This is a genomic window from Rhizobium sp. WYCCWR 11146 (genome assembly GCF_013591995.1).
In the GTDB taxonomy this organism is placed as follows: Bacteria; Pseudomonadota; Alphaproteobacteria; order Rhizobiales; family Rhizobiaceae; genus Rhizobium; species Rhizobium indicum.
This window is the reverse complement of record NZ_JACCEY010000026.1, coordinates 17,506-40,763: the sequence shown is the minus strand read 5'-3', so window position 1 is coordinate 40,763 and position 23,258 is coordinate 17,506. Positions and strand designations below refer to the sequence as shown.

Below are 23,258 nucleotides of genomic sequence, written 5' to 3'. Positions count from 1 at the left end.
CCCAGTTCAATTCATTCCGGGCCAGGAATTCTGCTGCCTGTATTGTATCCAGGGCACTCGCTGTCTCCCTGAAGTAAGGCAAAGTTTCCCAGAGGGTGTGATCGCCGACCATATAGAATCGGCGTTTTGCGCGCGTCAGGGCAACGTTTAACAGGTTCGGCTTCGATGCGGCCCAGGCTGCCGCTCCGCTGTGAGCGGCATCGGCGCCGAGCACCATGAAAACGAGGTCTTCTTCCTTGCCCTGAAACGTATGCACCGTGCCTATCCGTTCTTTCAGCCACTTCGACAGTCTTGGCGGAGCCGAGCGCATATTTCCGTTCGGATCGATCCATGCCGCGTGGGCCAGAGCTTGCCTCAGACTGTTCTTGATCTCCTTGAACGGCGAGATGATATAGAGATCCGGCAATGCGCCGTCCCGGCGATAGGTGGCGGTGAGGACGTCGACGATGAAACCCGTCTGTTCTGGAACGGCCTGTTTGCCTGACACCCTTCCCCTGACGTCGATCCAGGCGCTGTCGCCATAAAACGGCGACACGTCGCCGGCTGGTCGGCGTTCTTCCAGCCCGAAGACCATCTTGTTCTGATAGGCGATCTGGTTGGCAAGGCCGAACATTGGATCGATGCAGCGCCGATGTACTCTGAGGGGGCTGCCGATCCAGAGCCCGTCGGCTTCCTCGCCCGAGACCGTCGTCCCATAGCGGTTGGTGGCGTCGGCCAGCATCTGCACCGACGCCCTGTTCGGCGAATATTGTCCTGCCGCCGTGTGGGGCGAGAGAGCCGAGGTGGCGGTGATCAGCGCGCTTGGCAGCGTGAAGACCGGCTCGATCTGCTGGGGATCACCGATCACCATGACGCGCCGCGCCCGCAACAGGGCGCCGACGGCCGCTTGCGGCACCGCCTGACCAGCTTCATCGATGAAAACCCAGCCGATCGAGCCGGTGTCGAGACCGCGGAATTGCCGGGCAAAGGAGGCGAAGGTTGTCGAGACGATCGGAACGATCATGAAAAGGCTCTGCCAGATCAACGCAATGTGCTCGCCGTCGGCGGGGCCGTTGTTGGAAAGCAGTTTGTTGACGGCGACGATGTTTCCTCCAAAACCTCCGCCTTTCTTGCCCACATCGGCCAGCCATGCCTCATGTAGCGTCAACGCCGCTTCCAGCAATGCCGAACGCAGACTTGCCAGCTCGTCCTGATGCCAAAGACCGTCAATCTGGAACCGGTCCGTCTCCAGATCAGTGAGACGCCCGGGTACGGTGGGATGATCGAGAATTTCCCCCAGGCGGTCGAATTCCTCTCTTTGTCTGGACCAGATTTCCCGTTGCGATCGCAGTGCCTGTTCGGCCCGTTCATGCTCCCGCAAAGCCTGTTCCAACGCAGGTCTATGGGTTTTCGCAAGATGATGCTCGCAACGCGCCAGCGCCTTGCGCAGTTCCAGCTGCCTACGCGCATTGGCGACGACATTGTGCCGGTGCTGCCGGGCAGGGTCGGTCGACAGCGCTCTCTCCCACCACGCAGGAGCGCTGCGGTCGAGCAGCCGTTCCTCCTCCTTCAGAGGAGACAAGCCTTCCCTGATACGGAACATTTCGGCCGCGACCATCTCGCATCGGTCCTGTGCGTGTCGAAGTTCGGCCGCAACTGCTCTGACCTTTTCAAGCGCCTCGCGGCAGAAACCATCCTGCGAAACCAGGGCGATTTCGTCATGGAGATCGGCATAGCGTGCATATTCGCCGATCTTGTTGCGAACTACCTTGTCGGCGGCCTGAAATGCCGCCGATGCTTCGGCGAAGTTTGGCCCCTTATAGCCCTTTAGCCACTCCCAGATGGTCTGTGGTTTGTCGGCGCCGGACCAGACGGGCTTCGGCCTTTCGGCGATCTCCATGAAGGCAAAACGTTCCTTGAACGCTCGGCGATTCCGGGAATTGCCGAGCGCACAGGCGATCAACCCCCATGGGCGGTCGCCGTCCGAGAGCTTGACGACCACCCCATTGTCCTTCTGGCAAGCGATTTTGTGCGCGATGGTCTGCAGATATTGGAAGGAAGACGTTCTCGAGACCGAGCTTCGCTTTGGAAGGTCGCGCGAAATATTCTCCACGGCGGCGTTGTTGGAGGAGGCGACGACCATTTCGAATCCTGCCACGGCCGGGATCAGCGCCGATATCGAGGCGGTGCCCCGGTCCGAGAAAATGACGCGGCGCGGCGCGCCATCGAAGGCATCGCGCGCAGTTTTCAAGGAGGCCAAGATGCGGGCGCGCCGAACAATATTGTCCGCTAAGATGTCGCGAAGCAGCGTCGTCTTTCCCGTCCCTGGCGGGCCGTTGACCGAGAACAGTCCCGTTTCCGACAGATCGTCGATCGCCGAATTGATCGCGAACTGTTGCATGAGGCTCATGGCGTGGTGAGGTTCGCTGAGCCAGCGCCCGCGGTTGAGTTTTCCAGGATGCAAGGCCCGAACGATCGCCCGGCGCCCGTCCTCCGAGTAGAGGTCGATCCGTTTCTCACGCGCCAGCGGGGTGAGATATTGCCTGAGCGGCGCGGGGATATCGCCATGCGTGACGCGTATCATCGCCCGCTCGATGTCCTCGATGAAGAAGCTGTTCAGGATGCCGATGTCGTCTTCAGCGCTTGCACTCTCGTCCTCCTCGTGGTCGGCATCGAGCGCACTGCTTTCCGGCGGTGACGGCAAGGAGATGAGCTCGGGTTTTTCCACCCGGTCTCGATAGCGTATTTCAACGGCCGCGATGGGCTTTTCCTGCTTCGAGGCAAAGCCGGCCCAATCGCAGAGCAATTCATGCAGTGTCAGGATTTCGGCGGCATCGATCGGCTGATCCGCCGTGTCCTCGGAGGATGAAGATCTCAGGTGCCGCTGCGCCCGAAAGTTTTGAAGCAATTCCGAGAGCTGCCGCTTGCTGTCGGCAAATGCCTCGTGGCTGAGCGAGGAGAGGCCGGATTTCCGCACCCGCCCCAGAGCCCATGGAAGCGTGGAAACCGAAAATGTTTCGAACATCGGCTGCCCCAAAGGGGAGAGCTGCAGGCTGGAAAAGCAGGTATCGCCATCGAGGTCGCTGCGTTCGGCATCATCATATTCGGCGATATCGGGCGCAACGCTATCGAAATGCCTGCGGATATCGGCAATTTCGGATTTGCTGAAAACGCCGAGGAACAGGGTAAAGCCCGTGATCTGTTTCTCCTCGGGGATCGCTGGACGGCTGAGTGCGACACCGTCATCCTCGAGCGTCTTCGCATGCAGCCAGAAAACAGTTCGGCCTTCACCTGAGGCGATACGACTGGAGAGATCGTAAGGAATGAAGAACTCGATCTTGTGCCAGAAATCGAGAATGGCCAGAAGCCGTTCCCTTTCGGCGCCGTCTGCATTCGTCTGCATGACTTCTCACTGAGGAGTTGCAAAAATAGGCTCGCGCTTTCTTTTAGCAACGATTGCAGCTCAAAATCAAAGAGCATGGTGATTGCGCGTCCCTGAGCCGCCGGACCGCATTTCCGCACTATGGCAAAGCCACGTCAATGCAGACGTGGTCGGCGTCGCTCGCTGAGTTGCCGTCCCCGGTTCCAGCGGGCGATGGTCTCCGGTACGACGTCCGTCTTGCCAGCGGCGGGCTCGGCGATCGAGCGCAGGCGTTCGAGGGCAACACCCGCCTTGGCGGCATAATCGAGTGCAGTCGGATCGTCCGAATGCACGTCCTGGATCGCGGCGAAGACGGCCTCCGCCTCGGCCAGCCGTTTGCTGGCCGCAAGGGCGATGCCGCGCTTGTAATGTGCCTGGATAAGATGCGGCCCGATTTCGCCGACCCGCCGGAAAGTCTCAGCGGCCTGGTCATATTGATGTAGCGCAAGCTGCGTGTCGCCAAGCCGCATTTGAATCGGTGTCGGATCGGGCGCTTGCTCGACGAGAACCTTGTAGGCAGCCAGTGCCTCCGTCAGCTTGCCGCGGTCGAACAGCAGATTGGCGAGCCCGAATTCCGCGCCGGTATGACCTGGAGCCGATTGCAGGACCTGGTTGAAGGCGATCTCCGCCTTGCTGCGGGCTCCGTTGCGGTACATGTCGAGCGCCTGTTCATAGACGAAACGGATGCTGCGCGGGTTGAGCACGCCATGCAGATTCTGGCCGTTGCGGGTGCGGAACAGGGTGCAACTGATCCGCCTTTCCTCCGCCCCGAACATGTACTTGTAGGGTTCGTTTCCGCGCAGGAAGTCATAGGTCTTGAAGCCGTGCTCGATCGCCCGCCGGATGCAGTAGCCATGCAGGATGAGACCGGGAGACGGCGTCTTCCAGTTCTCGTCGCGGCCGGTGATATAAAAGAGGATCGCCTTCTTCTGCCGGTCGACGATATTCGCCAGCGCGCCGAGCGGCTGGTCGCCATGCCAAAAGACCGGCACCTCGAGATTGCCGCAGTTGAAGTTGTCCATCAGCATTTCGCGTGTGGTGATGATCAGCCGCTCGGTCCGCTCCGTGCCCTTGCGGGCACTCCACTTGATCCGCCAGAGATTGAAGAGGATGTCCAGGTCCCTATCGACGGTCTCGGCGGTTGCCATCGTGATCCGGTAAACATCGTCGCCTTCGACCTTGCGCAGGAACCGCCGGAGCTTCTGGCGCGTCTGGCTGCTCATGCGCTGTTCGAGATAGTCGTCGAAGCTTGCCGGCAGAGGGACGATCGGGCAAATCGTGTTGTCGATATTCTCACTGTTCTTGGGCGAGCTGTCGCGAAACATCACGTCCGGCCCCTGCAGCGCCTCGATCATCTTCTCGCGCCGGCCAGCAGGGCCGCTGAAATATTCGAGCTTCAGGTCGGTCCAGTTCTGATGTTTGAGAAACGAAGCAAAGCCGGCAATGGCGTGATGCTCGTAGTCCGGTCTGACGATGAAGCCGGTATAATCGGCCGCAAAATTCCCTGCCATGATGATCTCGTCGTAGAAGAGCCCGGTCTTCTCGTTCAGATGCGTGATGAGGCGCAGCGGAAAGAAGGCAACATAGGGTGCTTCGGGATCGCGTTCGCGAAGGGCGAGGATGAACCAGCGGCGTCGGCGGGAGAGATAGTTCTTCAGCCATATCCAGGAGAGAAAATGCTGCGCGTCGGGATCTTCCAGGAAGACCTGATCCCAGTTCTCGCGTACCGCCTCGAACCCCGCAATGGTGTCGATGATATCTATGCGCATGTCCGCCCCCCCAATACCCCATACGTCACTCGGGAGGTTTCATTCTAATGGGAAACAACGATCTTCAAATAAACCGTCCGGATGATTTAAGTGGCCTAAATGGGATTAGTCCTGAGCCGGCGCATAACCCGAAATCGCAATCGGTTTTGGTGATAATGATGCGCAGATTCAAAGCGATAGAGCACAACGGGTCCTGAAGGATGCTGCGCTTCAACGGACCTCGCCCGAAAGTGTGCGGCGGTTTTGAGAACATGAGTACATAAGGATTAGATCAGAGCTCGCCGGAGATCCGCGGGCTCGCATGGATGAAGGCCCAGAGCGTCCGGCTGATGGCGACGATCTCGGCGATCGACTTTTCCAGAAGGTCGAGCTCGCGCGCGTCCATCTGTTCGATCTTGCCGTAGCGGATTTGCTTGTCGTCCTCGACGAGCCGCATCAGCTGCGTACTCGAGATCTCTCCCTTTTCGTCGAAGGAATAGATGCAGTGATTGTACTTGTTGCGGATCTTGGATTCCTTCTTCAGCCGCGACATGGCTGAAAGGATCGCCTTGCGGTCGGAAGGGGAGGTCGAAGCGAGCTTGGACAGCCGTTCGATGAGATCGATCCGGGCGCGCGTGGTGTTGAGCGTCAGGAACACGACGATTGCTGCATCCTTTTCGACCCGGAGAAGATGGGCGATGATGTAGATCAGCAGGCTTTCGGTGTTCGTCCAGACATAGTTCAGGCGGCCGACCCGCAGCAGGACATCGGACATCGCCGCCATGCTTGACCCTTTCTCCCCGGAGGGGATCCATCCCTCGAGGGATGACATTTGGACATTACATCAGAACAACGGCAAGTCCGTCATATTTACCGGACCGCCCGTGCCGGATCGCGAGCGATCAGCGCTCCTTGAAAGCCCGGGACATGCTGTCGGTGATCGGTTTGCTCAGATATTCGAAGAAGGTGCGTTCCGACGTCTGAATCAGCACTTCGGCCGGCATTCCGGGAACGGGATGGAAATTGTGCACCCGCGCAATCTCGGAATCGGGTATTCCGACGCGGACGATATAGACGTCCTTGACCGAAGCACCCGCATTTTCCTCGATCGAATCGGCTGAGACGTAAAAGACCTTGCCCTGCAGAACAGGGGTCGTGCGCCGGTTGAGCGCCGTGAGGCGGATCGAGGCCGTTTCTCCCTCATGCAACTGGTCGATCGAAGTGCGCAGCACCTTCGCTTCCAGGATCAGCGGCACATGCGACGGCAGGATCTCCATGATCGGCTTTCCTGTCGTGATGACACCGCCGGCTGTGTGAAAATAGGAGCGCACCACCGTGCCCGACACCGGCGAACGGATAGTGGTGCGTTCGAGCACGCCGGCGGCCTCGCGCATCTGTTCGCGCACACTGTCCAGATCGGTTTCGGCGGTCTCGAGCGCATCGAGTGCCGCCTGCTTGTTGGAGTTGACGGCGATGACGGCTTCCTGGCGGAATTTGGCGATCTCCGCCTCGCTCTCGTTGAGCTCGCCGTTCAGTCGAGCAATGTCGCCCATCGCATCGGCGATCGCCCGCTCGATTGCCAGCAGATCCGTCTTGCGCATATAGCCGACCTTGACCAGCCGAGCCTTGGAGTCGCGTTCCTCGGTCAGCAGCGACAGCTGCCTTTCGAAGGATTCTCGCTGGCCCCTATAGCCGACGAACCGGAATTCGAGCGATGCGATGTTCTTCCCGATCAGATTGAGCTGCTCTTCAAGCTTGATCTGCTTGCTGTGGAAGACGACGTTCTGGCTCTGGATGATCGCGTTGATATCAGGATCTCCGGCCTCCTTCGTCACGATATCGGGAAGCTGGAATTCGCGCAGGCCCTGCGCTTCGGCACGGAGCCTGGCGACAACGGCTTCAAGGCGCAGGCGGCGAAGCTGCAGCATCCGCTCGTTTGAACGGGATGCTGTGGGATCGAGGGTCAGCAGGATGTCGCCTTCCTTGACAGTATCGCCTTCGCTGACGCGCATCTCCTTGATGATGCCGCCTTCCAGATGCTGGATGATCTTGTTGTTGCCGGTCGCGACGAAGCTTCCCTGCGCGATAACGGCGGAGGCGAGCGGCGCCGTCGCCGCCCAGAAGCCGAAGCCGCCGAACGAGGTGAAGAGAACCGTCAGGCCGACGATGCTGTGTACACGGATCGAGCGCGGCACATCGCTATACCACTCGAGCTGCACCGGACCGGTCGTCTCCCGATTTTTCCGTCCCATGTCGTTCATCCCTCAATGCGCGGTGCTTGTTGACCATTATTGCCGTTGTTCTTGGAAAGCGCCTGCAGCACCTCGATCCTTTCCCCGAACATGGCGACGGTACCCTCCTTGAGCACGAGGATCTTGTCGACGCATTGGAGAAGAGCCGGGCGCTGGGTAATGGTGACGGTGGTGATGCCCTGCTTCTTGGCGTGAATCAGCGCCTTGGCTAGTGCTGCCTCGCCCTGGGTATCGAGGTTCGAATTCGGCTCGTCGAGGACCACGAATTTGGGATTGCCGAAGAAGGCGCGGGCCAGCGCGATGCGCTGCTTCTGGCCGCCCGAAAGCGGAGCGCCATCGGCCGCCACGATGGTTTCGTAGCCCTGCGGGAAGCCTGCGATGAGTTCGTGCACGTCGGCCAGCACCGCGGCCTCGTAGATCTGGTGATCGTCGACGTCGTCGCGCATGCGGCAGATATTAGCCTTGATCGTGCCGGGAAAAAGCTGCACATCCTGCGGCAGATAGCCGATGCTTTCGCCGAACTGGCGCTGGTCCCAGTTGCGCAGATCCATCAGGTCGAGGCGCACATTTCCCGATGTCGGGACGATCGAGCCGACGAGCATCTTGCCGAGCGTCGTCTTGCCGGACCCGGAATTGCCGATGATCGCAAGCGATTCCCCCTTCTTGAGCGAGAAGGAGATGCCGTTGAGAATGACCTTCTTTTGCGGTGGCGGCACGAAGAGAATGCGTTCGACATCGAGTCGGCCTTCGGGATTGGGAAGACGCAGGCGCGGGAAGTTCAACGGGGAATTCAAGAGCAGTCCCTTGATCCTGCCATATGCGCCTGCCGACCGGTTGAACTGGTTCCAGCCTTCGATGGCGCCTTCGATTGGCGCCAGCGCGCGTCCCGAGATGATCGAGGCCGCAATCACCATGCCGCCCGTCAGCTCGCCGGAGAGCGACAGATGCGCGCCCCAGCCGAGCAGGGTGACCTGGGTGATCATCCGGCAGGCCTTCGATATGCCGGAGAAGATGATGTTGCGGTCCTGTGCCTCGACTTGCGATTTCAGCGAACCCGCCGTTTCCCGGCCCCACATCTTCACGGCCTCGGGGATCATCGCCATTGCGTTGATGATCTGCGAATTGCGAGACATGGAATCGAGATGGAAATTCGCCCGGCTGAGATAGCCGTTGGATTCGGCGAATTGCCGGGCGGTGAATTTCTGGTTCAGATAGGCGATGACGAAAAGCACCGCGCAGCAGACCATGATGATGATGCCGAGATGCGGATGCACGAAATAGACGACCACCACGAAGAACGGCATCAGCGGCGCATCGAGAAATGCGATCAGCGTGCCTGATGTCAGGAAGCCGCGCAGCAGCTGCAGATCCTGCAGCGTCTGATAGTCCTTGCCGCTGCCATGCAGCGATGCCCGCGCTGCAGCGCTGAGGATCGGCGCGCCCAGCTGCACTTCAAGCTCCACCGCGGTGCGCATCAGGATGAAGCGCCGCACCGAATCCATGAAGGCCTGCAGCAGCACGGCGCCAAGCACGGCGATCGAGAGCATGACGAGCGTGTCGATGGAGCGGCTTGTCAGCACCCGGTCGGATATCTGGAAGAGATAAAGCGGTATCGCCAGCAGAAGGACGTTGATGGCGATCGTGAACATCATGACGACCACCATATTGCGTCGTACCGCCGCCATGCCGCGCGAGAGGCTGGCGGCGAAATTCACAGGCTCGCTGCGCTTGTGAAAACCGCCGCCACTTCCTCCGCCCCCGCCCCCGCCCCCGGGATCGGAATCCTTGCCGTTTCCGCCGCCGCCGGTGCGCAGCCGCCTGTCGTTCTCGCTGATCGGACCGCTTTCTCCTTCGATGGTCTTGCCGAAGGGCATCGTCGGGCTCGATTTAAGCTCGGTCTTCTCTTTCGGCAGTTCGGGAGCCACTCGCGCTTCGATCCGCGGCTGGGCCGGCGCTTCCGCCGGTTTTGCTGTCGCCGGGCCCTGCACCACCGCGACAGGAGGTGCCGTTTCCACTTGAGCTTCCGGCACCGCCGTCTTTTCCGGGAGGGGCGCCTGCGTTGCGCTTGCGCGTCCGGTATCGGCAGCCTCGTTTGCCGCAGCTTCGGACGTCTCCTTGCGCTCATCGGGAGACGAAGCAGCCGCGCCGCTCAGCCTGCGAAGGTTCTCGACCGCCTCGTCGATCGCGGAGATGCACATCTCGGTCATCGCCGTTTCCGAGGGGGCCGCGGAGGGAATATTGCCCGACCTCAGATCGAGGGCGCTGCCTGCCGCAAAAACTTGTTTCGAAATCTGGTTCATCGTGGTTCCTTCGCAATACTTAAGGTCACGCGACCATGGCTTGCATTACGTCGGCGGGATGCGTCGACGACCATGAAAAATCCTGCCCGGCATTGATGACGCCGTCAGCACAATCGCCGCCTGCCGGATCGTCGTTGTCGAGAAAGGCGATGACCTCGTTGGCGAGCCTGTCGTCGGCCGGCTGCGGCTGTGTCGTGTCATGCTCCACCAGCCCGCCCTGAATGAGGATGGCGTCTGAATAGAGCTGGCCTGCCAGATAGGTCGTCTGGCCGAAACTGTCGTAGTCGACGATCTCGGCGATGTTGACGACCGCATTGCTGCCGGTGTCGATCGTAACCGTTGCTTCGGGATTATTGTCGAGGAGCGTCGATGCCGCCTGGGTGACATCGTCGGAATCGCCGAGGATGCTGACCTGCTTTATGATTGTCATGTCATAGAGATTGCCGGTGATGTAGAGCACGTTCAGCCCGGCATATCCTTGGAAATTCGCATCGAACGACAGCCCCTCCGGCATATTGGGATCGCGATCTTCGATCGCCTTCTGCGCGTCGACCATGTAGTCGGGCATGGCCTCGAACGGGCCGCCCGTCCCGACATTGTGGATCGAGGCGAAATTCCAGATCAGGTTGTTGCCCGTTTGTATGTCGGCGCCGGGATCGAGGCCGCCCTCTGCCCGCACCCAGTCATTGTCGTAGAGCAGCGAGACCTGGGTGATGCTGTTGATATCGAGCACATTGCCGCCGATGATCACCAGATCATATTGCAGGCCCATCTGGAAAAAGGAGGAGAAATTGATCGAAGTATTGCCGCCCGTCAGAACCGTGGCTTCGGACCCTGAGGTGGTGACCGTCAGCGTGTCGTTGTCGGTGACGAAGTGATACTGCTCGATCCACTGGACGAAGGAGACGTCGCCGTCGATGACGCTGACGCGCCAGCTGTTGGGGAACGTCGGATCGGCAGGATCGGGTTCGGCATAGCTCGATGCTTCGAAGGTGCTTTGTTCGAAGACGGCGATGTTCTTGGCGATCGTTCCGGCTTCCTCGGCCGAGTGACCGGATGAGCGCAGCGCCGAGGCGATCTCGTCATTGTCGCTGTAGACGAAGGCCTGGGAGACCGCGTCGATCTGATGATAATTGCCCATCACGGCGGTGACCGACGCAATGACGCCGGTATGGATCACGGAGGCGACGTTGACGACGACGTTCGCACCGGCGGTCACCTCAAGGCTGTCGCCGCTCGGGTAGGTCTGCTCGACGGATGTATTGCTGTCATCGGGTTCTTCCGGGAGCTTGGCGAGACCGCGATCAGGCAGGAAGTCGTCGAGGACCGGTATATCGGTCTCGGCCTTGCCGTTGATGTAGACGGTGTCGTTGACCTCGGGGTCGAGGCGGACAAAATCATGCGTCGCGTCGGTGCCGAGCGAGGTTGCGCCGCTATCCTCGGTATTCTGGGCATTCAGGATATAGCTCTTGAGATCCTCGGCGATCTTCAGGGCACCATCATAGGTATCGGTGCGGTGGAGGCTTGCAAAAGGCGTGAAGATCTCGGCCTTGGTGCTGAAATCCGCCAGCCGCTCGATGACGAAACTCGTGTCTCGAGGCGCATGGACGCCGTCCGTCATATCGAGATAGTCGTCGTCATAAAGGGCGTTGACCTGGAGGACATGACTGATCGCCGAACCAGGCCCGGCAAAGACTGTCAGTTCCGGCTCATCTGTGAGCACGATATCCGTAGGATCGCCGAAATGCGGTAACGGGATGTCCTTTCCGGCAATCGCCGCCAGCTTCTCGAGGCTCTCTTCGAAGACGCGGCCGAAATGGCGCGCCGGGCCAAATTCGATTTCGTAGCTGCCGCTTTTGTAATTGATGCCCGGATCGTAATCCTTGAGCTGGAGATCGGAAGAGAAGGCGGCGCTAAAGGCATCCTGATCCGGCAGAGCCGGTCCATCCGCGCCCGGTCCTGCGCCTTCGGCATAGTTGGTGCGCAACCTCATCTCGTCGGTCGTCATCTCGAAGAGACCGATGAAGTGCGCAATGATTTCCGAAATCTTCTCGATATGCATGGTTCGGCCCTCCCATTCGAGATGACGATCGGCCTTGGAGGCACCCGCCGGGAGCCGTGGTGTGGTCGTCAAATCGTTTTCAAGCAGTCAAACTGCACCGGCTTGAGCCGGTGCAGTTCGTCTTGGTCGCTGGAGGTCAGTGTCAGGTGCTGGTATCCTCGCCGACGTCGGAGACATGAGAATTGCCGCCGATGACGCTGGAGTCGACCGTATTGCTGAGCAGGTTCGCACCCTGAACGAGTTCGAGGTGGAAGCCGGAATTGGCAAGGATTGCCGAAGCATCGGCCGCGCTCGAGCCAGTGGCGTCGTCGCCAGCCTTGAGATCCCAGCCTTTGCCGTCCATGTCCAGGCCTTCTGCACTATCGGCGGTGCCGCCATTGGCATTCAGGTGGTTCTGGGCTCCTTCGTTGTCCATCTTGATGTTCCAGGCGCTATCCTGGTCGGCCAGATGGTTCGCCTGGACGGCGCTGAAGCCGCTGTCATTGCCTGCGCCGGTCAGCGAATTGTTCAGGATGCTGTCGACGTCGAGAGTGAAGGAGAAGTCGTCCCCGAGGTTGAAGGTGAGGTCGTGTCCGGCAACGCCGAGGTTGGAGTCCTTGACGTCCTCGATGACGGCGAAGTCTGTGTCCGTCTTGTTGAAGCTGTCGGAGGTGTTGTTGCTGTCGGAGACCGTCTTCGTATCCGTCTCCGTCTCCGTAACGGTCTTGATGTCGGTGTCGGTTACGGTCTTGGTATCGGTGTCCGTGATCGTCTTGGTGTCGGTATCGTTGTCGCTGTACGACTTACTGTCATAGCTCCAGTCGTAGTCGTTATTGGAGTCGGTAGTCGTCGTGGTCTTGGTGCTCGTATCGTCGTCGGACTTGTAGCTCCAGTCATATTCGTTGTCGCGGTTGTCGCCGTTGTTGGCGGCAACATCGATCTCAGCCTTGACGTCCACGTCGACGCTGTTGTCTTTATTGTCGCGATTGTCGCCATTGGCGACGCCGACATAACCGGTCGAGCCGTCGTCGACTTCAGTTGAATTGACAGCGCTGTTGGCAAAGCCGTCGGCAAGCGCCCCGACCTTCGTGATTTCGATATCGTCAGACATTCAAGTTTCTCCAGAAAAAAACCGGAGCAGCTTTTCGAAATCCCTCTCATCTCAAATGGGATTTTACTCGCGCTCGCTCCGATGCGGTTAACATCGGCAGATGTATTCGATACTGGTCATCTGCGGCTTCTTCGCGATTTGTTGATCAAACCGTTGGTATTGGGAACGTACGTACTCAGTACAAGGCCGCACATATCCGGCTCCGAATCCTGCAAAGGATAGGGAGTAGTCAGGTTTTCTTTTCGTTGAGTTGCCCTATAATGGAGGCCATGCATCAAAAACGCATAACGATACCTGGCTTTTCCATGTCGCCACTTGGACGACGATCACAGAATGCTGGAAAAAATGCGGATCCGATAGACACCAATTCGGGCTAAGGCCGATTTGCCCTGCCCGAATAGCCCTCGAACAGCTCCAGTCGTCGGAGCGCTAAGATCTGTTCGGCGTCGGCATCGGCGAGCAGCTATAGTCCAGGGCTCCCCGGCATTCGCTGCAGGGTTGAAAGGCACCTGTCGACGGTTTGCTGTCTCATATCCGGCCCGCCCTGCATAACTAAAATATGACAATTTGTACTGAAATATTACATTCAACTGATCATCTATAGTCGGAGCAAATATAGCCCTGAAGTATATATTGCAGCGAAAATACAACCAAAGCTTTGTATCGTATCGTTTTTTGTCCGTTAAAACTAATCACTTTGGGCCATTTCCTTCCTTCTCAATCCGTATTAACATAATTAAGAAATGTCTAAAAAATAAGGCGATGACATTCGGGGCCGGCATTTCTTACTATCTTATACCCGCCATCGCTCAACGTTTTAGTAAAGTGTAACGCTAGGGGAGGCGTAAATGTTCATGACAGGCTCAGGAATGGAGAATGCGGACCAGGGAAGGAAGTTGGGTCCGTCCGGAGATACTATACTAGTGGTAGCAAAGGCGGATCTATTTTCAGAATGCATGGTAGAAGCACTGGCAAAGAAATTTCCGAACTGTGAAGTGTCAAGCATAACGAGTACAAAGCCGATGCTGGAAAAAGATGCCAGCGATATGAAACTCGTTTTATTTTATCATATACCCGGCCCGGAGCTTCACGAAGCGCTGCAGGCTGCCCGCGAAAACCACCCTGAAACCTCGATCGGACTTGTCGTCGAAGCTATCGACATGCTCGAGCCCTATGTCAGCCGGCTGGTAGAAGCGCGGATCATCGATGGCGTCCTGCCACTCAACCTGCGGCTCGATGTCTTCATGGCTGCAGTGGATCTGCTGATGAAGGGCGGCGAACATTTTCCGTCAGCACTTCTCAATCGCCTCACCAACAAAAACGCCCAGCTGGAGCCTTCACTCTATCAGACAAAATCGGTCGATGCGGCCCGCAGCAATGCGCTCAAGCTGAGACGCGACAGCATCTCCGCTTTGACGACCCGGGAGGTTCAGATCCTGGATCTCATATGCAAGGGCACGCAGAACAAGATCATCGCCGACAAGCTGCATCTTTCCGAGAATACCGTGAAGGTTCACGTCCGCAACATCTACAAGAAGATGAACGTCCGAAACCGCACGGAAGCTGCATCCCGTTTCTTCAACGAGCATCCCGCCGGTGAAGACGACATGTCCGGCCGGTGGCGCAATTGATCTGACGCTTTTGCTTCAGATCGGGGGGCGTGCAAAGCAGCGTGACTTCTGTCCGAAGCCGCTTGGAGAGCAGATATAGGGCGCCGAGCCATGGTAGGCTACGGCGCGGACCATTGCCCCCGCCGGGCGCTCGGCCCGATTTGCCGGATAGGCATACGCCTTGGAAACGCGCGGCGCCCCGACCACGGCGATATTCTTCTTCGCGACGACCGCGATATCGTTGTCGACGACCGTGCAGGCCGTCAGTCCGATCGCAAGAAGCGCCGTTCCCCAGACGAACATCGCCGAGCGGATACGCCGGCCTTTCAGCTGCGCTGCATCTTGTTTTTTCAACATGCCAAAACCCCTCGCATATGGCGCTTCCGGATGCAAGACCGGCGGTGCAGTTGAGCTCGGCCAATCTCCCGCCTTCCCCTTTATATTAGCTGCATTGAGTGGAGCTTGAGCGACGGGTGAAAGCATTGTGGCGGAGAAGTGTTAAGTGTGATTAATCATCTGTTACCTTGAAGAATACTTGTGTAATTATTTTGGATACTTGAACTTTTTAAAGTTGACCTTCACGCTAATCGTCTTATCATTTGAGTAGTAAATCAGTTATCCTAAGAATAACTACAAAGTTATTCATGCCTTGATGGGGAGTTCACGAACATCCAGACGGATAGGAAGACTTGAAGAGCATAAATAAATCAAAAGACTAAATACATGGGAAGGAGTTTGTAATGCGTAGTTTCGTTCCCAGCGAAAGCCATTCTGAAGTGTCAGGCATCCCGGTAGCGCAAGCGTTGCGCACCGTTCTTGTGAATGGCGGGGGAGGTTTCCTCGGTTCACATCTCTGCGAAAGGCTTCTGCAGCACGGCCACCGTGTCATATGCCTCGATAATTTTTCCACCGGCCGCCGTGCGAATGTCGATCACATTGCGTCGAACACTCGCTTCCACATCGTCGAGCATGATGTTCGCCAGCCCTTCGACATCGAAGCGTCGCTCATCTTCAATTTCGCCTCCCCGGCCTCTCCGCCCGACTATCAGCGGGATCCTGTGGGAACGCTGCTCACCAACGTGCTCGGCGCCGTCAACACCCTGGATTGCGCGCGAAAGACGGGTGCGATCGTCGTCCAGTCGTCGACGTCGGAGGTTTATGGCGACCCGATCCACAGCCCGCAGCACGAATCCTATTGCGGCAATGTCAACCAGATCGGACCGCGCGGCTGTTATGACGAGGGCAAGCGCAGCGCCGAAACCCTGTTTTTCGACTATCACAGGACTTATGGCGTCGACATCAAGGTCGGCCGCATCTTCAACACCTACGGACCGCGCATGCGCCTGGACGACGGGCGGGTGGTTTCCAATTTCATCGTGCAGGCCCTGCGCAACGCGGATCTGACGATTTATGGCGATGGCCAGCAGACCCGTTCTTTCTGCTATGTCGACGATCTCATCGAGGGTTTCCTGCGTTTTTCGGCCGCCGGCAGCGCCTGCAACGGCCCGATCAACCTCGGCAATCCAACCGAAATGACCGTTCGACGCCTGGCGGAAATCATCCGGGACCTGACGAACTCGCGTTCCCGGATCGTCCACCTGCCGGCGGTCACCGACGACCCCCGTCAGCGGCGGCCGGATATTTCCCGGGCCATGGCCGAGCTGGGCTGGCAGCCCCGCATCGGGCTCGAAACCGGCTTGGCTCGCACCGTCGATTATTTCGACGGACTGCTCGCCGGCACAGAGAAGGCGGAGGTCGTATGAGATGCCCCGCTACATTCTCGTCACCGGCGGCGCCGGTTTCATAGGCAGTCATATCTGCAAAGCGCTGTCGCGCGGCGGCATGATCCCGGTTACCTACGATAATCTCTCGACCGGACATGCCGACAGTGTCCGCTGGGGGCCGCTCATCCGGGCGGAACTTGCCGACGCAGCCGCGCTGCGCCGGACCCTTGCCGAGTTTTCGCCCGATTGCGTCATCCATTGTGGTGCCAATGCCTATGTTGGCGAATCCGTCGACATGCCGAGGAAATATTACCGGAACAACGTCGTCGGCAGTCTGACATTGCTGGAGGCCTGCCTCGACCAGGATATCGACCGGATCATCTTTTCGAGCAGTTGCGCCACCTATGGCGTCCCCGCCTCGCTGCCGATACGGGAGGAAAGCCCGCAGCACCCGGTAAATCCCTATGGACGCACCAAGCTGATTTTCGAAATGGCGCTCGAGGATTTTGCCGCTGCCTACGGCATCCGCTTTGCCGCACTGCGTTATTTCAATGCGGCCGGAGCCGATCCAGATGGCGAGCTCGCCGAGCGTCATCAACCCGAGACCCATCTCATCCCGCGCGCCCTTCTCGCCGCCGCCGGCAGGCTGGAGCGGCTCGATATCTTCGGCACCGATTATGCGACCGAGGACGGAACCTGTGTTCGCGACTATATTCATGTCAGCGATCTCGCGCAGGCGCATCTCGCAGCCGTCAATCATCTGTTGGCGGACGGCGGCTCGCTCAGCGTCAATCTCGGCTCCGGCCGGGGCACCTCGGTGCGCGAGATTCTCGAGGCGATCCATCGCGCCAGCGGCCGCGAAGTCCCTGTGCGTTATCGCTCCCGCCGCGTCGGCGATCCGCCGATCCTCTTTGCCAATACTGCAAGGGCGAAAGCGGAACTCGGCTTCTCGCCGGCTTTCTCGGATATCGATACGATCATCCGCACCGCCGGTCCCACCTTCGGGCTGGAGATGAGGGCATGAGCAATGTCTCGCAAATCGGCCATGGCGTCAGGGCGGCCAAAGCCGTCACTGCTGATGCATTCGATCCTGTTTTCACCGGCTGGAACCGTGTCGCCTATGGCTTCGGCATTCTCTGCTGGCTGACGGCACTCGGCTATTTCTGGATCTGGTGGTGCCAGACCGCCCATATCATTTCCTGGGCCACCTTCGTGCTCGTCACCCTCGTGCTTGCCTGGATCACGCTTGTGCCGGCCTATTTCATCCTGATCTTCCTCGATGCGAGGACGGTCAGCCCTCGCGCAGGGCTGCCGGAAGGGCGGGTGGCTATGGTCGTCACCAAGGCGCCGTCCGAGCCCTTTGCCGTCGTCCGCACTACGCTGCAGGCGATGCTCGACCAGATCGGCGTCGATTTCGATGTCTGGCTCGCCGACGAGGACCCTTCGGAGGAAACCAGGCGCTGGTGTGCGGCGCACGGCGTGCTGATCTCCACCCGAAAAGGTGTGGCGGAGTATCATCGCACCACCTGGCCGCGCCGGACGCGTTGCAAGGAAGGCAACCTCGCCTATTTCTACGACCATTTCGGCTATGCGCGCTACGATTTCGTCGCCCAGTTCGATGCCGACCATGTGCCGACGCCGACCTACCTCCGTGAAATCCTGCGCCCCTTCGCCGATCCTGAGATCGGTTATGTCTCCGCTCCGAGCATTTGTGATGCCAATGCCGGGACAAGCTGGGCGGCGCGCGGCAGGCTCTATGCGGAGGCAAGCCTGCACGGTTCGCTGCAGACGGGTTACAACAATGGCTGGGCACCTCTTTGTATCGGCTCCCATTATGCGGTTCGCACCGCCGCCCTTCGTCAGGTCGGCGGCCTCGGCCCGGAACTTGCGGAAGACCATTCGACGACGCTGATGATGAATGCCGGCGGCTGGCGTGGCGTGCATGCCGTCGATGCGATCGCGCATGGCGACGGACCGGCGAATTTCACCGACCTCGTCGTCCAGGAATTTCAGTGGTCGCGCAGCCTGGTCACCATTCTGTTGCAGCATTCGCGCCGCCACATCATGCACCTGCCCTGGCGGCTGAGGTTCCAGTTCGTGTTCTCGCAGCTCTGGTACCCGCTCTTTTCCGTCTTCATGGCCATGATGTTCCTGCTGCCGGTTGCTGCGCTGCTGACGGGCCGTGTCTTCGTCAATGTCACCTATCCGGATTTCCTGCTGCATTTCGCGCCGATGTCGATTGTCTTGACGCTGTTTGCCTTCTTCTGGCGGACAACGGCAACCTTCAGGCCGCACGATGCGAAACTGCTCGGCTGGGAAGGGCTTGCCTTCATCTTTCTGCGCTGGCCATGGTCGCTTGCCGGCAGCCTTGCCGCTGTTCGCGACTATATCTGCGGCTCCTTCGTCGATTTCCGCATCACGCCGAAGGGAAGGCAGCAGCAGCGGTCTTTGCCGCTGCGCGTCATCGCGCCCTATATCGGGCTCGCCGGCCTTTCCGCCGCCGCAATGATGTTTGCGACCGATGCCGCGGCCGCCCAGGGTTTTTATGTTTTCGCCATGATCAACCTCACGGTCTACCTGTCGCTGACGGTACTGATCGTTATTCGCCACGCGGTCGAAAACGATCTGCCGCGGCTGCCGCAATCGCGCGGGCTGTGGCTTGCGACAGCCACCGGGCTTGCGATTTTTGTCGCCGGCGGCACGCAGGCGGGGAGCCACGGCCTGCGCGGCCTCGAAGCTCTTTCGCACGGCCAGACGTTCGTCAGTTTCACCGAAACGCAATTTGCCGTGGCCGGCGCCGGCCTCGGTGGCGGCAAGACCAGGATCGTGAAATTCCACCTGAGATGGAATGGTTTCGGCAGAACCGGCCGAGACGAACAGGGTGCGTGAGCCGGCGGAACCGGCAAGTGTCGAGTATGGAGGATGTAATGAGTATCGGATCGAGACTATGGGGAGCAGCGCTTGCTCTCAGCCTGTGCCTGCCGGTGGCAGCGCACGGCGCCGAGGTCGCCAAAAAGCAGGCGCCGACGCCGCTCAGCGCCTATGAGCTCTATCGGATCTACGGCGACAAGACCTGGACCTGGAACACCGGCGGCGGCCGTTTCTTCGACGACGGCCGGCGGTTCGTCGCCTGGAGCAACGACAAGGGGAAGCCGTCCTTTGCTGAAGGCAGATGGGTGGTCGACGATCTCGGCCAGCTCTGCATGCGCGCCACCTGGACGAATGCCGAGGGCGCGGCCCGCGCCAGCACCTGTTTCGGACATCGCAAGATCGGCAACACGATCTACCAGCGGCGCCAGCCGAACGGCGACTGGTATGTCTTCCGCCACGCATCGGTTCGTCAGGATGATGAATTCCAGAAGCTTGTTCCCGCCGATACCGTGAGCGCGAAGGCAAGCGAAGTGAAGCAGATCCTGCTGAGCCAGGAAATAGCCCGAAAAGGAGGGTGAGCCGTGAAGAAGCTGATGAAAAACCACCTCTCGACCGCCGCGATAGCGCTGCTGCTACTGTGTGTCGCGGATCTGCCGGGCCGAAGCGAAGTGCAATATGCCGCCTTTGCCCCGAACCCGGCCGCGGCCGTGCGGACGATCATCGACAAGCGCCCCGTGCTTCACGCCGACGGCATCAAGTTCGGTGCCTACGATCCCCACGGCGATTTCGGCGCCCAGGCGAATGTCGCGACCGAAGCCCTGTTCTTACCATGGGAGGACGTCGACCTCGAGACGTTGCGCGTCGCCGATGCCTATGCGCAGGCCAGAGGCCGCAACTTGCTGATCACCGTGGAGCCATGGTCCTGGGACGTCGATTGGCGGCTGACCTCCACGGAGCTTCGCGCAAAGGTTCTGCGCGGTGATTATGATGTCAACATGCGTGCGATCGCACAGATGATATCCCAGCTGAAAAGCCCGGTGATCGTTCGCTGGGGACAGGAGATGGAAGACAAGTCGGGTCGGTTTTCATGGTCCGGCTGGAGCCCGCAGGACTATATCGCGGCCTACAAGCGGATGATGAACATTGTCCGCCAGGAGGCGCCCGGCACCGAGCTCATGTGGTCGCCGAAGGGAGAGCCTGGCCTCGAGGCCTACTATCCCGGCGACGATTATGTCGACCTCGTCGGGCTCTCGGTCTTCGGCCTGCAGCTCTACGATGAGCTTGCCTACAATGAGCACCGGACCTTCTCGGAAGCGCTGAAGCAGGGATATGATCTCGTCGCCGGCTACGGAAAGCCCGTCTGGGTGGCGGAGCTCGGCTATGAAGGCGGCGACGCTTATATGAAGCCGTGGATCGAAACTGTCACGTTGAAGCAGAGCGCCTTCCCCAATCTGCAGGAAGTGGTCTATTTCAACGATCGGGATGTGCACGCTTGGCCCTTCAATCTCGGCCGGCCGGACTGGCGCGTGGTCGAAAGCCTGGGCAACTGACATTCCAAAAAAAGAGAGGTCCGCCGGGGTGTTGCGGGCCTCTCCTCTCATGTCCGGCGACCGATCATCCCTTGATCGTTGCCTTACCCTCTTCGATCAGCCGGGTTGCCGCATCGGCGGGCGAGACCCGTTCGAAGGCGAGTTCGTCACAAATCGGGCGCAGCACGCGCTGATCGAACTGCGTCGATCCCATCGGCGCCGGCGCCGGATATTCGCCGACCTGATCCTTGAGGAGATTGACGTATTTGACCGTTTCCTGCTCCGTCGGGTTGAGCTGGGGCAGGATGGCTTCGCGCACCGTCGGCGACATCGGCACGCCGCGCTCGACGCCGAGGATCTTGCCGGCCTCGACATCGTTGACGAAGAAATTGATGAACTTCGCTGCCTCTTCGGCGTGTTTGGTCGTGGCCCCGATGCTCCAGATCAGCGCCGGACGGTAATAGTGGCCAGACGGCCCGCCCTTCTTCTCGCGTGGCAGCGTGGTGATACCGATCTTGTTCTTGATGATCAGCTGATAGCCGACCATCTGGTTGGAATAGGCCATGCCGATCGCCGACTTGCCGAGCCCCAGGCAATTTGTGTCGATCGTGTTCTGGTCGAGCGTCTGCACGTCTGCGGCGACCGTGCCGCCCTTCTTGCGCAGGTCTTCCCAGTAGGTGAACCATTCCTTGGCGTCATCGGCGTTGAAGCCGAGGGCAGCGCTTTCCTTGGCATAGAGGCTCTTGCCGCGCTGGCGTAGCCAGGCGTCGAAGACGTAGGCGTAGCGGGCGGCATAAGGTCCGCCTGCAAAGCCCTGCTTGCCGACTGCCTTCGTTAGTTCGACGGCGAGCTTGGCGTATTCTTCCCAGGTGAGATCGGGCGTCGGCAACGGCAGGCCGGCCTTTTCGAAGACAGGAATGTCGAAGAACATCGAGAAGGAGTTGAGGCCGAGACCGATGCCATAAAGCTTGCCGTCGACGGTGGTGAGCTTCAGCATATCAGCCCCGAAGCTATCGACCTTCAGCGTCGTGGGCACGAATTCGTCGAGCGCCAGGCTGGCGCCGCGCCTCGAATAGTCCGAAATCGTACTGGGCTCCAGCTGGAAGACGTCGGCGACGGCGCGGCCGGCCATCTGGGTGGCAAGCTTCGTCCAGTAGCCGTCGCCGGAGAGCGATTCGCCCACCACGGTCACCCCGGGCGATTTCGACTGATAGAGCTTGGCAACCTCGAGCGTACGCTTGGCGCGGTCGTTGGATCCCCACCACATGGCGCGCAACTGTGCGTCTTCGGCAAAGGCCGGAATGGCGCTTCCGGCGCCGAAGGCGAGGCCGGCGGCCGCGCCGGCTGAACCCATCAGGAATGAACGGCGATTGACCTGCATGATATCCTCCTTGTTCCAATATGCCCGCTGCCATCCTCCAATGGCGTTGTCAGAGCATTTCAGCAAGTAGACTACGCAAAAAAATTTTTATTGCAAGAACCAATCATTTTCTTGCAAATTTGCATTATTTGCATAATGTTTGCCCCATGAACGACCAAAAAATCAGACGGCCGCGTCAGGCCGATATAGCCACATTGGCCGGCGTCTCGGTCTCCACGGTGTCACGCGTGCTCGCCAACGAACCTGGTATCAGCGAAAGCGTGCGCCGGCAGATATTGAAGGTGGCAGCCGAGAACGGCTATCCCGTCGAGCCTGCTTCCGAAGCGGTTGCGGGGGGACTGGCGCTGATTGCCAGCGACGGCGTCACCGGCACCCTCAGCGTCTTTTATGAAGCGATCGTTGACGGCCTGCGCGCCGGCGCTGCCGAAGCGGGCATGCCCTTCGAAGTCCGGCTGGTCCGCGAAGATCGAACCACGCCGGATGCCGTGCGCGACTATATGCAGACCGCAGGCGCTGAAGGTCTCTTTCTCGTTGGTATCGATCCGAACGAGATGTTGCGCGACTGGCTGCAAGCCAGCATGACCCCCACCGTTCTTGTCAACGGCACCGATCCCAGGATGCAGTTCGATGGCGTTTCGCCGGCTAATTTCTTTGGCGCCTATGAGGCGACCAGCCGGCTGATAAAGGCCGGCCATCGCCGCATCCTGCATCTGAGCGGCTCTCACCGCCATACGATCCGGGAGCGCGTGCGCGGTTTCGAGGCGGCGATCGCCGCCGTCCCCGGCGCCGAGGGCCGTCTCTTGTCCCTGGCCCTTCAAGGCAGCGCCAGCCGAGAGGCGCATGAACGCACGGCAGAAGCACTTGCCGAGAATGCTGGTTTTACCGCCGCCTTCTGCATGAATGATTTTATCGCCGTCGGCGTGCTCGAGGCCGTTACCGAGGCCGGGCTGCGTGTGCCGGAGGATTTCGCGATTGTCGGCTTCGACGATCTGCCCTGCGCGCTCATGACCAATCCGGCGCTTTCCACCATGCGTGTCGACCGCGCAGCCCTCGGGCGCGAAGCCGTTTCGCTGATGCTGTCCCGTTTCCGCAACAGGACGGCCTCTGCGCGCCACATCTGCCAGGCGGTCGTTCCCATTCCGGGAGGGACTGTTCCGAACGCCTAGAACAGGATGATTTAGGCCAAGGCCTAAAATCTGAATCCTGTGCTAAATTAAATAGTTAGAGCATGATGTCGTCCGAAAACCGCTCACACTTTTCGGCATCATGCTCTAGAACCCGTGAGTGATAC

Annotated in this window: 16 protein-coding genes; 7 read left to right on the top strand and 9 right to left on the bottom strand. The window is 59.5% G+C overall.

Translation table 11 applies throughout. From position 1 onward, the window contains the following. From HX899_RS24280 to HX899_RS24250, 7 genes are all read right to left on the bottom strand, one after another. The coding region (locus tag HX899_RS24280; RefSeq protein WP_181293606.1) for a DEAD/DEAH box helicase at positions 1 to 3,382 on the bottom strand (3,382 nt) is incomplete at its 3' end. A 134-nt stretch (positions 3,383 to 3,516) separates the two neighbouring features. Continuing rightward, positions 3,517 to 5,169, bottom strand: coding sequence for a GNAT family N-acetyltransferase (locus HX899_RS24275; RefSeq protein ID WP_181293605.1), 1,653 nt, complete (start codon positions 5,167 to 5,169; stop codon positions 3,517 to 3,519). Between the two features lie 271 nt (positions 5,170 to 5,440). Then, positions 5,441 to 5,932, bottom strand: coding sequence for a hypothetical protein (locus HX899_RS24270; RefSeq protein WP_012759596.1), 492 nt, complete (start codon positions 5,930 to 5,932; stop codon positions 5,441 to 5,443). Between the two features lie 118 nt (positions 5,933 to 6,050). Beyond that, positions 6,051 to 7,400: an HlyD family type I secretion periplasmic adaptor subunit gene (locus HX899_RS24265; protein WP_138332036.1), complete on the bottom strand. Its 1,350-nt coding sequence runs from the start codon at positions 7,398 to 7,400 to the stop codon at positions 6,051 to 6,053. Between the two features lie 5 nt (positions 7,401 to 7,405). Then, entirely contained in the window at positions 7,406 to 9,700 is a 2,295-nt protein-coding gene (locus HX899_RS24260) for a type I secretion system permease/ATPase (protein ID WP_181293604.1), read from the bottom strand. Between the two features lie 25 nt (positions 9,701 to 9,725). Then, entirely contained in the window at positions 9,726 to 11,762 is a 2,037-nt protein-coding gene (locus HX899_RS24255; RefSeq protein ID WP_181293603.1) for a hypothetical protein, read from the bottom strand. 142 nt (positions 11,763 to 11,904) lie between these two features. Continuing rightward, a complete protein-coding gene (locus tag HX899_RS24250; protein ID WP_181293602.1) occupies positions 11,905 to 12,852 on the bottom strand; it encodes a fibrinogen-binding protein in 948 nt (315 codons plus the stop codon). 848 nt (positions 12,853 to 13,700) lie between these two features. Between HX899_RS24250 and HX899_RS24245 the strand changes: the two genes are divergently transcribed. Continuing rightward, entirely contained in the window at positions 13,701 to 14,483 is a 783-nt protein-coding gene (locus tag HX899_RS24245; protein WP_138332040.1) for a response regulator transcription factor, read from the top strand. Between the two features lie 15 nt (positions 14,484 to 14,498). Here the strand turns inward: HX899_RS24245 and HX899_RS24240 are convergent, their stop codons facing one another. Beyond that, on the bottom strand, positions 14,499 to 14,819 hold the full coding sequence (locus tag HX899_RS24240; protein WP_180194367.1) for a hypothetical protein: 321 nt from the start codon (positions 14,817 to 14,819) through the stop codon (positions 14,499 to 14,501). A gap of 383 nt (positions 14,820 to 15,202) precedes the next feature. On the opposite strand from HX899_RS24240, the gene HX899_RS24235 reads away from it, so the two are divergent. The 5 genes from HX899_RS24235 to HX899_RS24215 are packed head-to-tail and all read left to right on the top strand — an operon-like array spanning position 15,203 to position 20,607. Then, on the top strand, positions 15,203 to 16,225 hold the full coding sequence (locus HX899_RS24235) for a UDP-glucuronic acid decarboxylase family protein (protein WP_180194368.1): 1,023 nt from the start codon (positions 15,203 to 15,205) through the stop codon (positions 16,223 to 16,225). Position 16,226: 1 nt separating this feature from the next. Beyond that, positions 16,227 to 17,210 carry a UDP-glucose 4-epimerase GalE gene (gene galE, locus HX899_RS24230; protein ID WP_138332043.1) on the top strand — a complete coding sequence of 328 codons (984 nt, stop codon included), beginning with the start codon at positions 16,227 to 16,229 and terminating at the stop codon, positions 17,208 to 17,210. Next, on the top strand, positions 17,207 to 19,075 hold the full coding sequence (locus HX899_RS24225; RefSeq protein WP_181293601.1) for a glycosyltransferase family 2 protein: 1,869 nt from the start codon (positions 17,207 to 17,209) through the stop codon (positions 19,073 to 19,075). The genes galE and HX899_RS24225 overlap by 4 nt, the downstream gene beginning before the upstream one ends. 38 nt (positions 19,076 to 19,113) lie before the next feature. Beyond that, on the top strand, positions 19,114 to 19,635 hold the full coding sequence (locus tag HX899_RS24220) for a DUF995 domain-containing protein (RefSeq protein ID WP_181293600.1): 522 nt from the start codon (positions 19,114 to 19,116) through the stop codon (positions 19,633 to 19,635). 3 nt (positions 19,636 to 19,638) lie between these two features. Then, positions 19,639 to 20,607, top strand: a complete 969-nt coding sequence (locus HX899_RS24215) for a glycosyl hydrolase (protein WP_181293599.1) — start codon at positions 19,639 to 19,641, stop codon at positions 20,605 to 20,607. A 64-nt stretch (positions 20,608 to 20,671) separates the two neighbouring features. On the opposite strand, the gene HX899_RS24210 is transcribed toward HX899_RS24215, so the two are convergent. Next, positions 20,672 to 21,967: an ABC transporter substrate-binding protein gene (locus HX899_RS24210; protein ID WP_138388545.1), complete on the bottom strand. Its 1,296-nt coding sequence runs from the start codon at positions 21,965 to 21,967 to the stop codon at positions 20,672 to 20,674. A 146-nt stretch (positions 21,968 to 22,113) separates the two neighbouring features. Here HX899_RS24210 and HX899_RS24205 point away from each other — a divergent pair, with 146 nt between their 5' ends. After that, complete coding sequence (locus HX899_RS24205; RefSeq protein ID WP_181293598.1) at positions 22,114 to 23,133, top strand: LacI family DNA-binding transcriptional regulator; 1,020 nt, start codon at positions 22,114 to 22,116, stop codon at positions 23,131 to 23,133. The last annotated feature ends 125 nt before the right edge of the window (positions 23,134 to 23,258 follow it).